This is a genomic window from Mycobacterium sp. 852002-50816_SCH5313054-b, from assembly GCF_001667185.1.
Lineage (GTDB): Bacteria > Actinomycetota > Actinomycetes > Mycobacteriales > Mycobacteriaceae > Mycobacterium.
In genome coordinates this window covers 210,166-222,274 of record NZ_LZIC01000030.1, presented here as the reverse complement: position 1 = coordinate 222,274, position 12,109 = coordinate 210,166, and the positions used below count along the sequence as shown (strand labels likewise).

17 protein-coding genes are annotated in these 12,109 nt (G+C 69.1%); 13 read left to right on the top strand and 4 right to left on the bottom strand.

The features are described 5' to 3' along the window. The first annotated feature begins 100 nt into the window (after positions 1-100). From A5787_RS05990 to rplO, 12 genes are all read left to right on the top strand, one after another. Entirely contained in the window at positions 101-1,615 is a 1,515-nt protein-coding gene (locus tag A5787_RS05990) for an HNH endonuclease signature motif containing protein (protein ID WP_066963003.1), read from the top strand. 68 nt (positions 1,616-1,683) lie between these two features. Beyond that, a complete protein-coding gene (locus A5787_RS05985) occupies positions 1,684-2,220 on the top strand; it encodes a DinB family protein (protein ID WP_066963000.1) in 537 nt (178 codons plus the stop codon). A gap of 133 nt (positions 2,221-2,353) precedes the next feature. Further along, the gene (rplN, locus tag A5787_RS05980; RefSeq protein WP_066962997.1) at positions 2,354-2,722 is read left to right on the top strand and encodes a 50S ribosomal protein L14; all 369 of its coding nucleotides are present in this window, start codon (positions 2,354-2,356) and stop codon (positions 2,720-2,722) included. Continuing rightward, a complete protein-coding gene (gene rplX / locus A5787_RS05975; protein ID WP_066962994.1) occupies positions 2,723-3,040 on the top strand; it encodes a 50S ribosomal protein L24 in 318 nt (105 codons plus the stop codon). Then, a complete protein-coding gene (gene rplE / locus A5787_RS05970; protein ID WP_066962992.1) occupies positions 3,040-3,603 on the top strand; it encodes a 50S ribosomal protein L5 in 564 nt (187 codons plus the stop codon). Before rplX ends, rplE begins: the two co-directional genes overlap by 1 nt. Positions 3,604-3,607: 4 nt before the next feature. After that, complete coding sequence (locus A5787_RS05965) at positions 3,608-3,793, top strand: type Z 30S ribosomal protein S14 (RefSeq protein WP_066962989.1); 186 nt, start codon at positions 3,608-3,610, stop codon at positions 3,791-3,793. Positions 3,794-3,808: 15 nt separating this feature from the next. Then, a complete protein-coding gene (gene rpsH / locus A5787_RS05960; protein ID WP_066962986.1) occupies positions 3,809-4,207 on the top strand; it encodes a 30S ribosomal protein S8 in 399 nt (132 codons plus the stop codon). A 9-nt stretch (positions 4,208-4,216) separates the two neighbouring features. Next, entirely contained in the window at positions 4,217-4,756 is a 540-nt protein-coding gene (rplF, locus tag A5787_RS05955) for a 50S ribosomal protein L6 (RefSeq protein ID WP_066962982.1), read from the top strand. 41 nt (positions 4,757-4,797) lie between these two features. Further along, the gene (rplR, locus tag A5787_RS05950; RefSeq protein WP_082977091.1) at positions 4,798-5,166 is read left to right on the top strand and encodes a 50S ribosomal protein L18; all 369 of its coding nucleotides are present in this window, start codon (positions 4,798-4,800) and stop codon (positions 5,164-5,166) included. A 22-nt stretch (positions 5,167-5,188) separates the two neighbouring features. After that, entirely contained in the window at positions 5,189-5,881 is a 693-nt protein-coding gene (rpsE, locus tag A5787_RS05945) for a 30S ribosomal protein S5 (protein ID WP_066962977.1), read from the top strand. 2 nt (positions 5,882-5,883) lie between these two features. Continuing rightward, positions 5,884-6,081 carry a 50S ribosomal protein L30 gene (gene rpmD, locus A5787_RS05940; RefSeq protein ID WP_066962974.1) on the top strand — a complete coding sequence of 66 codons (198 nt, stop codon included), beginning with the start codon at positions 5,884-5,886 and terminating at the stop codon, positions 6,079-6,081. Then, the gene (rplO, locus tag A5787_RS05935) at positions 6,078-6,518 is read left to right on the top strand and encodes a 50S ribosomal protein L15 (RefSeq protein WP_066962971.1); all 441 of its coding nucleotides are present in this window, start codon (positions 6,078-6,080) and stop codon (positions 6,516-6,518) included. The genes rpmD and rplO overlap by 4 nt, the downstream gene beginning before the upstream one ends. Here the strand turns inward: rplO and A5787_RS05930 are convergent, their stop codons facing one another. After that, positions 6,519-7,445, bottom strand: a complete 927-nt coding sequence (locus A5787_RS05930; RefSeq protein WP_066963114.1) for an LLM class flavin-dependent oxidoreductase — start codon at positions 7,443-7,445, stop codon at positions 6,519-6,521. Between the two features lie 39 nt (positions 7,446-7,484). Between A5787_RS05930 and sppA the strand changes: the two genes are divergently transcribed. Beyond that, the gene (sppA, locus tag A5787_RS05925; protein WP_066962968.1) at positions 7,485-9,260 is read left to right on the top strand and encodes a signal peptide peptidase SppA; all 1,776 of its coding nucleotides are present in this window, start codon (positions 7,485-7,487) and stop codon (positions 9,258-9,260) included. Between the two features lie 11 nt (positions 9,261-9,271). Here the strand turns inward: sppA and A5787_RS05920 are convergent, their stop codons facing one another. The 3 genes from A5787_RS05920 to A5787_RS05910 are packed head-to-tail and all read right to left on the bottom strand — an operon-like array spanning position 9,272 to position 12,041. Next, positions 9,272-10,186 (bottom strand): class I SAM-dependent methyltransferase, encoded by a 915-nt coding sequence (locus A5787_RS05920; RefSeq protein WP_066962966.1) that lies wholly within the window; start codon positions 10,184-10,186, stop codon positions 9,272-9,274. Positions 10,187-10,195: 9 nt separating this feature from the next. Next, entirely contained in the window at positions 10,196-11,104 is a 909-nt protein-coding gene (locus tag A5787_RS05915; RefSeq protein ID WP_066962964.1) for a class I SAM-dependent methyltransferase, read from the bottom strand. Continuing rightward, entirely contained in the window at positions 11,097-12,041 is a 945-nt protein-coding gene (locus A5787_RS05910) for a class I SAM-dependent methyltransferase (RefSeq protein ID WP_066962961.1), read from the bottom strand. Before A5787_RS05910 ends, A5787_RS05915 begins: the two co-directional genes overlap by 8 nt. Positions 12,042-12,109: the final 68 nt, after the last annotated feature.

Here is a 12,109-nt window from a genome sequence, read left to right as displayed (position 1 = left end):
CGCCGTCCACGCGCGCATTTTCAGTGAGGCAACGACCCACCCTTTCGCGCGCATTTCAGATGAGTCAACCCGGTCGGGGCCCGGTGGCATACTCGAACCTATGTTCGATGAAGCCGCTCGTGCCGAGGTGACTGCCCGGTTTGACGAGATGATCGAGCGTCACTGCCCGTCGGCGACGCCGGAGTCGGCGGTGCTGGTGGAGCGGATCTGCGCGGCGTCGCGGGCGGAGAACCGGGCGGCGGCCGCGCAGCTGGCTGCGATTCATGAGTTGTTTCGGTATCGGTTGTCGCGGTGCTCAGAGAGTGAGGCGTGGGCGATCGACACGATGGAGGCGGTGGCCGCCGAGATCGCCGCGGCGTTGCGGATCAGCCAAGGCCTGGCCGCCGGCCGGCTGCGTGATGCCCGGGCGCTGCATGAGCGTCTTCCCCGGGTGGGTGAGGTGTTCGTGGCCGGCGACATCGACTACCGGCTGTTTAGCACCATCGCGTATCGCACCGATTTGATTGTCGACGAGAAGGTGCTGGCCAGCGTCGATGCCCAGTTGGCGGCCGGCGTGGCGCGCTGGCCGTCGATGACCCGGGGCCGGCTGGCCGCCCAGGTGGACAAGATCGTCGCCCGCGCCGACGCCGATGCGGTGCGTCGGCGCAAAGAGCACCAGGTCGACCGAGAGGTGTGGATCGGTGATCGGGTCCAGGACGGGCTCGCCGAGATCCATGGCAGCCTGTTCGCCTCGGATGCCCACGCGTTGGACCGGCGGCTGAATGCGTTGGCGGCCACGGTGTGTGCCCACGATCCGCGCAGCCGTGAGCAGCGCCGCGCCGACGCGCTGGGCGCGCTGGCCGCCGGGGCGGACCGGCTGGGCTGCCGCTGCGCGCGCCCGGATTGCGCGGCCGGCAAACGCCCCGCGGCTGGCCCGGTGGTGATTCATGTGATCGCTGAGCAAGCCACCGTCGAGGGCACCGGCACGGCGCCGGGGTCCGAGGTGGGCGCCGACGGGCTGATCCCACCCGAACTGGTGGCCGAACTGGCCGCCTCGGCCAAGCTGGTGGCGCTGATCCACCCCGCCGACGCTGCGCCCGAAAACCGGTACGTGCCCTCCCAGGCGTTGGCCGATTTCGTGCGGTGTCGGGATCTGACGTGTCGCTGGCCCGGCTGTGATTGTCCCGCGGTGCAGTGCGATCTCGACCACACCATCCCGTATGCCCAGGGCGGGTTGACCCACGCGTCAAACCTCAAGTGCTACTGCAGAACTCACCACTTGATCAAGACATTCATGGGCTGGGCCGAACAACAGCTGGCCGACGGGACACTGATCCTGACCTCCCCGGCCGGGCACACCTACGTGACCACCCCGGGCAGCGCGCTGCTGTTCCCCAGCCTGTGTCAATCCGTCGGCGGGTTCCCGGCCGCCGAGGCCGACCCAGCCCCCGAGGACTGCGGTGAGCGCACCGCGATGATGCCCCGCCGGCGCCGCACCCGCGCCCAAGACCGCGCCAACCGCATCGCCGCCGAACGCCGACAAAACCGCGACGCACGTCTGGCCCGACAACCGACACGCCGCGACTACTTCGCCCTGCCGCCGCCCACCGGAGACGAAGAGCCACCGCCCTTCTGACGGCCGGTCAAGGATTTACCCGGAGGCGACTGCGGACAGCCGCCACTCGCGTCGTGCAGGATTTCCCCATGCCCGCGTCGCTACCGCCGCTCGCCGCCGAGGATCACGTCTGCGACGCCTGTTCGGTCGATTACCTGGGCACGGGGATCGACGACGCGGTCGCCGTCATCGCCGGCCTGCCGGGCGCGGTCGCCGACGCGATCGGCGCGGTCGCGCCCGAGGCCCGCCGCGTGCGGCCCGCCCCCGAGGTGTGGTCGGTCGCCGAGTACCTGTGCCATCTGCGCGACGTCTACGTCAGCTTCACCATCCGGCTGCACCGCGTCCGCACGGAGCACGAACCCGCCTTCGAACCGATGTTCAACGACCTGCGGGCCCGCCGCTTCCGGTACAACGACTGCGACATCGAGGCCACGCTCCACGAACTGGCGGCCGGCACCGCCGGCTTCCGCGACGAGGTCAGACGCACAAAAGACTGGGGCCGCGTGGGGAGCCGATTGCCGGGCGAGCGGCGCACCGCGCGCTGGCTGGTCCGCCAGGCGATGCACGAAGGCGTCCATCACCTCGCCGACATCCGCGGATTTGGCTCTGAGCTGGTCGTCCCCTAGACTCTAGGGGTTGCCTTGGGCAGACCTCGGCCGGTGCGAATCGGCCCTGCGTGCCTTTCGGTGACAAAGACCGCGCATGTCAGGCTTTTGGGTTCCTCCTGCCGTGCACACATGAACCAGGTCAGGAGATCGAGTGATTCAGCAGGAATCGCGGCTGAAGGTCGCCGACAACACCGGCGCAAGGGAGATCTTGTGCATCCGGGTGCTGGGCGGCTCGTCGCGACGCTACGCCGGCATCGGTGACGTCATCGTCGCCACCGTCAAGGAGGCCATCCCCGGCGGCAACGTCAAGCGTGGCGAGATCGTCAAAGCCGTCGTGGTGCGCACCGTCAAGGAGCGCCGCCGTCCCGACGGCAGCTACATCAAGTTCGATGAGAACGCCGCGGTGATCATCAAGCCCGACAACGACCCGCGCGGGACGCGCATCTTCGGACCGGTCGGCCGCGAACTGCGCGAGAAGCGATTCATGAAGATTATCTCGCTGGCCCCGGAGGTGTTGTAGATGAAGGTCCACAAGGGCGACACCGTCCTCGTCATCGCGGGCAAGGACAAGGGCGCCAAGGGCAAGGTCTTGCAGGCGTACCCGGAACGTAACCGCGTGCTGGTCGAGGGCGTCAACCGGATCAAGAAGCACACCGCGATTTCGACCAACCAGCGCGGCGCGCGGTCGGGCGGCATCGTCACGCAGGAAGCGCCGATCCACGTCTCCAACGTGATGGTGGTCGACTCGGACGGCCAGCCCGCCCGGGTCGGCTACCGGGTGGACGAGGAAACCGGCAAGCGCGTCCGTATCTCCAAGCGCAACGGCAAGGACATCTGATGACCACCGCAGAGAAGACTCAGCCGCGCCTGAAAGAGCGCTACCGCAACGAGATTCGGGATGCGCTGCACAAGCAGTTCGGCTACGGCAACGTCATGCAGATCCCGACCGTGACGAAGGTCGTCGTCAACATGGGAGTCGGTGACGCCGCCCGCGACGCCAAGCTGATCAACGGTGCGGTCAACGACCTGGCGCTGATCACCGGGCAGAAGCCCGAGATCCGCAAGGCGCGGAAGTCGATCGCGCAGTTCAAGTTGCGCGAAGGCATGCCGATCGGAGCCCGGGTGACCCTGCGCGGGGACCGGATGTGGGAGTTCCTCGACCGGCTCACGTCGATCGCGCTGCCACGTATCCGCGACTTCCGCGGCCTGTCGCCCAAGCAGTTCGACGGCGTCGGCAACTACACGTTTGGACTGGCCGAGCAGTCGGTGTTCCACGAGATCGACGTGGACAAGATCGACCGGGTCCGGGGCATGGACATCAACGTCGTCACCTCGGCGACGACCGACGACGAAGGACGAGCGCTGTTGCGGGCCCTCGGCTTTCCGTTCAAGGAGAACTGAGCAAATGGCGAAGAAGGCATTGGTCAACAAGGCCGCACGCAAGCCGAAGTTCGCGGTGCGCGGCTACACCCGCTGCAGCAAATGCGGCCGTCCGCGTGCGGTGTACCGCAAGTTCGGGCTGTGCCGGATCTGCCTGCGCGAGATGGCGCACGCGGGCGAGCTGCCCGGTGTGCAGAAGAGCAGTTGGTGACAGGGGACTAACGATATGACGATGACGGACCCGATCGCGGACTTCTTGACCCGTCTGCGCAACGCCAATTCGGCGTACCACGACGAGGTGAGCCTGCCGCACTCCAAGCTCAAGGCCAACATCGCCCAGATCCTCAAGGCCGAGGGCTACATCAACGATTACCGCACCGAGGACGCTCGGGTCGGCAAGGCGCTGGTGGTCCAGCTCAAGTACGGCCCGAGCCGGGAGCGCAGCATCGCCGGCCTGCGCCGGGTATCCAAGCCGGGTCTGCGGGTGTACGCGAAGTCCACCAGCCTGCCGCGGGTGCTCGGCGGCCTGGGCGTGGCGATCATCTCCACGTCCTCGGGTCTGCTCACCGACCGTCAGGCCGCCAGACAGGGCGTGGGCGGCGAAGTCCTCGCGTACGTGTGGTGAGGGGAACAGATGTCTCGCATTGGTAAGCAGCCGGTTCTGGTCCCCACCGGAGTCGACGTAACGATCGAAGGCCAGAACGTCTCGGTCAAGGGCCCCAAGGGCTCGCTGAATTTGACGGTCGCCGAGCCGATCACGGTGGCGCGCAACGACGACGGCGCGATCGTGGTCACCCGCCCCAACGACGAGCGGCGCAACCGTTCGCTGCACGGGCTGTCGCGCACGCTGGTGTCCAACCTCGTCACCGGCGTGACGGAGGGTTACACCGTCAAGATGGAGATCTTCGGGGTCGGCTACCGCGTGCAGCTCAAGGGCTCCAACCTGGAGTTCGCGCTGGGCTACAGCCACCCCGTGGTGATCGAGGCGCCCGAGGGCATCACGTTCGCGGTCCAGTCGCCGACGAAGTTCACGGTGTCGGGGATCGACAAGCAGAAGGTCGGCCAGATTTCGGCCAACATCCGCCGCCTGCGCCGCCCCGACCCGTACAAGGGCAAGGGCGTGCGCTACGAGGGCGAGCAGATCCGCCGCAAGGTCGGAAAGACAGGTAAGTAGTCATGGCTCAAAAGAAGGCTGAGACCGCCGCGCGGAAGCCGGTGGGGCAGAGCGTATCCGCGACCCGGCGCGTCTCGCGGCTGCGCAGGCACGCGCGGCTGCGCAAGAAGATCGACGGCACCCCGCAGCGTCCGAGGCTGGTGGTGCACCGCTCGGCGCGGCACATCCACGTGCAACTGGTCAACGATGAAAACGGCACCACGCTGGCGGCCGCCTCGTCGATCGAGGCCGACGTGCGGGGCCTGGACGGTGACAAGAAAGCCCACAGCGTGCGGGTGGGCCAGCTGATCGCCGAGCGCGCCAAGGCCGCCGGCATCGACTCCGTGGTGTTCGACCGTGGCGGATACACCTACGGCGGACGGATTGCGGCGCTGGCCGATGCCGCGCGCGAGAACGGATTGAGTTTCTGATGACAACTGGAAGGACCGCATAATGGCGGAACAGTCGGCCGGCGGGCAGGGCGCCCCGGACAGCCGCGACAGCCGGGACTCGCGCGGTGACCGCGACGGCCGCGGCCGGCGCGATGGTGGCGGCCGCGGCGGTCGTGACCGCGACGGAGAGAAGAGCAACTACCTGGAGCGGGTCGTCGCCATCAACCGCGTGTCCAAGGTGGTCAAGGGTGGACGGCGATTCAGCTTCACCGCGTTGGTCATCGTTGGTGACGGCGCCGGCATGGTCGGCGTCGGATACGGCAAGGCCAAGGAGGTCCCGGCCGCGATCGCCAAGGGCGTCGAGGAGGCTCGCAAGGGCTTCTTCCGCGTTCCGCTGATCGGCGGGACCGTCACGCACCCGGTGCAGGGTGAGGCCGCCGCCGGCGTGGTGCTGCTGCGCCCGGCCAGCCCGGGTACCGGTGTGATCGCCGGCGGCGCGGCGCGCGCGGTGCTGGAATGCGCTGGGGTGCATGACATCCTGGCCAAATCGTTGGGCAGCGACAACGCGATCAACGTGGTGCACGCCACCGTCGCCGCGCTCAAGCTGCTGCAGCGTCCCGAGGAGGTGGCCGCTCGTCGCGGCCTGCCGATCGAGGACGTCGCCCCGGCCGGGATGTTGAAGGCGCGGCGGGAGAGCGAAGCGCTCGCCGCCACCCTTCCCGCGGGCGCGGCGGTCCGGGAGGGAACGGCATAGCCATGAGTCAGCTCAAGATCACCCAGGTGCGCAGCACCATCGGTGCGCGCTGGAAGCAGCGTGAGAGCCTGCGCACGCTGGGGCTGCGGCGGATTCGCCACTCGGTGATCCGCGAGGACAACCCGCAGACCCGCGGCCTGATCGCGGTGGTGCGTCACCTCGTCGAGGTGGAGTCGGCGCCCGAAGGGAAAACACAGTGACCATCAAGCTGCACGACCTGAAGCCCGCGCCTGGGTCGAAAACAGCGCGCACCCGCGTCGGTCGCGGTGAGGGCTCCAAGGGCAAGTCGGCCGGCCGGGGTACCAAGGGCACCAAGGCGCGCAAGAACGTGCCGGCCACCTTCGAGGGCGGCCAGATGCCGATTCACATGCGGCTGCCCAAGCTCAAGGGATTCCGGAACCGGTTCCGCACCGAGTACGAGATCGTCAACGTCGGCGACATCAACCGGCTGTTCCCGCAGGGCGGTTCGGTCGGGGTGGACGAACTTGTGGCCAAGGGTGCCGTTCGCAAGAACTCGTTGGTGAAGGTCCTCGGCGACGGCAAGCTGACCGTCAAGGTCGACCTGACCGCGCACAAGTTCAGCGGCAGCGCGCGCGAGAAGATCACCGCCGCGGGCGGCTCGGTCACCGAACTGTAGTCAGCCCAGCTGCGGAATGACCTCCGCGGCAAGGCGTTCCATCTGCTCGCGGTTCTCTGGCACGTCGACGCCGACGGGATTGAGCAACACATACTCGGCGCCTGCGTCGATCACGTCGCGCAGCCCGCGCGCCACGTCGTCGGGTGTGCCCGACACCGGCACGTCTTCGACGCCGGGCATGTCGCCGTAGATGCGGTGCAACCCGGTAAGCACCCGCTCGCGGGCCCGGGACGCGTCGTCGTCGACCATCAGATACACGCGTTTGCCAATCGTGAAGCCCGCCGGGTCTTTTCGCTGTTCGGTGAGTTCGCGGCGCACCACCGTGACGGCGCCGGCGAAGGCCTCGGTGGTCGACGAGCCCGCGCCCAGAAACGAGTCACCCAGGCGCACGGCCCTGGCCAGGGCCTTGGGGGCCAGCCCGCCGAACCAGATCGGCGGATGCGGGCGCTGCACCGGCTTGGGTGCAATCGGTAGGTCGTCGACATCGCGGAACCGGCCGTGGAACGTCACCCTGGGCTCGTCGGACCAGGCCGCCTTCATCAGCTCCAGACCCTCGGTGAAATACGAGATGTACGTGGCCTTCTCGACGCCGAATGCGTCGAATCGGCGGAAGCCGCCGCCGGTTCCCACGCCGATGTCCAGCCGTCCGTGACTGAGCCGGTCGACGGCCGTCGCGGCCGAGGCGAGCTGGAGCGGGTCGTGCAGCGAGGTCACCAGGACGGCGACCCCCAGGCGCAGCCGCTCCGTGCAGGCGGCGCAATATGCCAGCAGCTCCAGCGGCGCCAGCAGGGGTGCGTTTCCGATGATCTGCTCGAGCACCCAGCCACCCTCGAACCCGAGCTCCTCCGCGCGGGCCAGGTAGGACCGCATGCCGGGCGCGTCGAAGCCGTCGTAGTCGAACTGGGGGATGGCGATGGAAAGCCTCACCCGACCACCGTACGGCGGCCGATCGGTACCCTGCACAGTATGTTCGGTTTCCTGCCCTCGCTTCCCGGCATCGATGACGTCCGTGCGCTGGCCGGCCGGGTGGATACCGCCCGCCATCACGGTGTGCCCAATGGCTGCGTGCTCGAGTTGGACCTGCGCTCGGTGCCGCCGGAGACGACGGGCTTCGATCCGCTGGCGATCGTCACCGGGGCCGGCCGGCCGATGACGCTGCGCGACACCGTCGCGGCGATCCACCGCGCCGCCGAGGACCCCCGGGTGGCCGGGCTGATCGCCCGCGTGCAGCCGGGCGCGTCGCCTCCGGCGGCGGTCCAGGAGCTGCGGGCGGCGATCGAGGCCTTCAGCGCCGTCAAGCCGTCCCTGGCGTGGGCCGAGACCTATCCCGGCACGCTGTCTTACTACCTGGCCTCCGCGTTCGGCGAGGTCTGGATGCAGCCCGCGGGAAGCGTCGGGCTGATCGGCTTCGCGAGCAACGCGATGTTCCTGCGCGACGCGCTCGACAAGGCGGGCATCGAAGCCCAGATCATCTCGAAGGGCGAATACAAGTCGGCGGCAAACCTTTTCACCGAGCATGGCTTCACCGAGGCCCACCGGGAGGCCGTCACCCGGATGCTGCAGAGCCTGCAGGACCAGGTGTGGCGGGCGGTCGCCGAATCGCGCAAGGTCGAGCCGGATGCGCTCGACGCGCTGGCCGACCGCGGCCCGCTCCTGCGCGACGACGCGGTGGCCTCCGGGCTGGTCGACCGGATCGGATTCCGCGACGAAGCCTACGCCCGGATGGCGGAACTCGCTGGGGGGAAGGACGTTTCGGACGAGGAAGAACCGCCCCGGCTGTACCTCGCGCGTTACGCCGGGGCGGCCCGGTCGCGACTCGCCCCGCCCGTGCCGTCGGTGCCGGGGCGCCGGACCAAGCCGACGTTCGCCGTGGTCACCGTCGACGGCAACATCGTCGGCGGCCGCGGCGGACCGCAATTCCTGCCACTCGGCACGCCCACCGCCGGCGCCGACACCATCGCGGCGGCGCTGCGGGAGGCCGCCGCTGACGATTCGGTATCCGCGATCGTGCTGCGGATCAACAGCCCGGGAGGGTCGGTCACCGCGTCAGAAACCATCTGGCGTGAGGTGAAAATGGCACGCGAACGCGGCAAGCCGCTGGTGGCGTCGATGGGTGCGGTCGCCGCGTCCGGCGGCTACTACGTCGCGATGGCAGCCGACGCGATCGTGGCCAATCCGGGCACGATCACCGGCTCGATCGGCGTGATCACCGGGAAGCTGGTGGTTCGTGATCTCAAGGGCCGACTGGGGGTTGCGTCGGATACGGTGCGCACCAACGCAAATGCCGACGCCTGGTCGGCCGATGCGCCGTTCACCCCCGAGCAGCGGGCGCATCGAGAGGCCGAGGCGGACCTGATGTACACCGACTTCGTGGAGCGGGTAGCCGAGGGCCGCAAGCTGAGCACCGAGGCCGTGGATGTCGTTGCCCGGGGCCGGGTCTGGACCGGCGCCGACGCCGCCGAGCGTGGCCTAATCGACGAACTCGGCGGCTTGCGGGCGGCGGTGCGACGCGCTAAGGCCCTCGCGGGCCTGGACGAGGACACCGAGGTGCGCCTCGTCGGCTATCCGAGCTCGTCGCTGCTGGACCTGGTGCGGCCCCGGGCGTCGTCCCAGCCGGCCGCCGCGTCGCTCCCGGATGCGCTGGGCGCGCTGCTCGGTCGCTCGATCGCCGGAATCTTGGACAGCGCCGAGCAAACGCTGAGCGGTGCCAGCGCGTTGTGGCTGGGGAATTCGCGCCTTTAACGTGGCCCGCGCTAGCCGGCGAGCCTGCCGCTGATGAAGATGATCTCGCCCAGCGGGTCGTCGTGCTCGGGGTTGGGCACCTCGATGTCGTTGCGCTGGAACAGTTCGGTTCGCGTGACGCCGTCGACGTCCCATCCCTTGGACCGCAGATAGTCGACGACGTGGTTGCGCTCTCCGGTGTAGACCAGCGATGCCATGTCGATGTCGACGCCGTGCTCGCGGAATACGCCGGCCATGTCATGCACGCGGCTGGCGTCGAAATCGATGATGCCGGGCACGAATTCGGTGGCGACGGTGCTGCCGGGCGCGCTGAGCGCGGTGATGTTGTCGAACAGCCGGTCCTGCGCCTCCGGCGGCAGGTAGATCAGCAGGCCCTCGGCCAACCACGCGGTCGGCGCCGTCGTGTCCAATCCCGCCGCCGTCAGCGCGGCCGGCCAGTCCCCGCGCAGGTCGATGGCGATGGTGCGCCGGGTGGCGGTCGGTTCGGCGCCGATGCCGGCCAGCGTGCTCGTCTTGAACTCGATCACCTGCGGCTGGTCGAGCTCATAGACCACCGTGCCGTCCGGCCACGGCAGCCGGAAGGCGCGCGAGTCCAGGCCGGACGCCAGGATCACCGCCTGGCGCACACCGGCGCCGGTGGCGTCGACGAAGTAATCGTCGAAGTACTTGGTGCGCACGGCCATCCCGTCGCTCATCGCCTGCGTGCGCGCCGGCGACGCGTTCTCGATCGCGTCGAGGTCGATTTCGCCGTCCATCAGCTTGGTGAACAGATCCACCCCGACGGCGCGCACCAGCGGCTCGGCGAACGGGTCGTTGATCAGACCCCGGGGGTCCTTGGTCGCCATGGCGCGGCCGGCCGCGACCATCGTCGCGGTCACGCCCACGCTGGAGGCCAGATCCCAATTGTCGTCATGAGCGCGTGCCATGGGTCAACCCTACTTGAGGGTCGCGGCGACGTAACTCAGCTCGCCGAAGGTGGCCGCCATGTCGTCCTCGGGGAAGTCAAACCCGTTGCGCGCGTACAGGTCCCTGGCGGGGTGGGCCGTCACCGCCCAGCCGTGTGTGCTGAGGTAGTCGACGACGACGTTGCGCTCGCCGCGGTAGAACAGGTCGGCGGCGTCGAGGTCGAAACCGAAGCGCTGCCACCGCTCGGAGATGCGCGCCAGGCGCTCATCGGAGAACGCGTTCGGGTCGGGCACATGCTCGGTGGCCAGCCGGCTGCCCGGCGCGCTGAGCGCGGTGATGTTGTCGAACAGCCGGTCCTGTGCCTCGGGCGGCAGGTACGGCAGCAGCCCCTCGGCGCTCCACGCGGTCGGCCGCGCGGCGTCAAAACCGCCCTCGCTCAGCGCGGCCGGCCAGTCGTCGCGCAGGTCGATGGCGATCGCGCGGCGCTCGGCGGTGGGTTCGGCGCCGATGCCGGCCAGCGTGTCGGTTTTGAACGCGAGGACCTGCGGCTGGTCGATTTCGTAGACCAAGGTGCCGGCCGGCCACCGCAACCGGTACGCCCTGGTGTCCAGCCCGGAAGCCAGGATCACCGCCTGCCGCACGCCCTCTTCGCCCGCGCCGGTGAAGAAGTCGTCGAAGAACCTGGTGCGCACCGTGATCTGCTGGGCCCGGGCTTTGCGGTTGAACAGCGCGTCGTCCTCGACATCGAGCTCGCCGTCGATGATGCGGATGAACGGGTCCAGCCCGACCGCGCGGACCAGCGGATCGGCAAACGGATCGTCCAGCAGCGCGTCGGGGCCCTGCGACGCCACGGCGCGGGATGCCGCGACCATGGTGGCCGTCGCCCCCACGCTGGCCGCGGGGCCCCAGCTGTCGCCGTCGGTGCGGCCCTTACTCATGCGTGCCGCTCACGTAGAGAACGTCGCCCATGCGCATGTCGTCGTCGGCGAGCGGCGGAAGGTCGTTGGCCGAGAACAGGTCTCGGATGCTGATACCGTTCATCGCCCAGCCGCGGTCGCGCAGGTAGGGGGCGGCCTCGTTGCGCTCCCCGAAGTAGACGAGCTCCGCCATGTCCAGGTCGAAGCCGTGCGCGCGCCAGCGTTCGGAGATGGTTTGCATGCGCTGTCTCATCTTGTCCTCGTCCCCGGGCTCGGGGTTGGGCGCGCTTTCGGTGGCCAACCGGCTGCCCGGCGCACTGAGCTCGGTGATGGTGTCCAGCAGGCGATCCTGCGCCTCCGGCGGCAGGTAGCCGAGCAGGCCCTCCGCGCTCCACGCGGTCGGCTGGGCCGGGTCGAACCCGGCGGCGCGCAGGGCGGCGGGCCAGTCCTCGCGCAGGTCGATGGCCACCACCCGCCGCTCGGCGGTGGGAGCCGCGCCCAGCCCGGCCAGCGTGCGGGTCTTGAACTCGATGACCTGGGGCTGGTCGACCTCGTAGACCACGGTGCCGGCGGGCCAGGCCAGCCGGTACGCGCGGGAGTCCAGGCCCGACGCCAGGATCACGACCTGCTTGACGCCCGCCTGCGTCGCGCCGAGGAAAAACTCGTCGAAGAACTTGGTGCGCACCGCCATGTTGTCGGCCATGCGGGACATCGCCCCGGTGGAGCCGGTGGCGCCGTCGTGCACGTCGTTCAGGTCGTCCGGGTTGACCTCGCCGGTCGCCAGCCGGGTGAGCAGGTCCACGCCGACGGCGCGGACCAGCGGTTCGGCGAACGGGTCGTCGATCAGCGCACGGTCGGCGCGGGTGGCCACGGCGCGGGCGGCCGCCACCATGGTCGCGGTCACCCCGACGCTGGAGGCCAGGTCCCAGGTGTCGCCCTCATACCTGGTGGAAGTCATAGTCGCCCCTGTTCGGATCTAGTCGATCTAATATTTAGCCGATATAACAAGCTTTCCCCACTGTACGC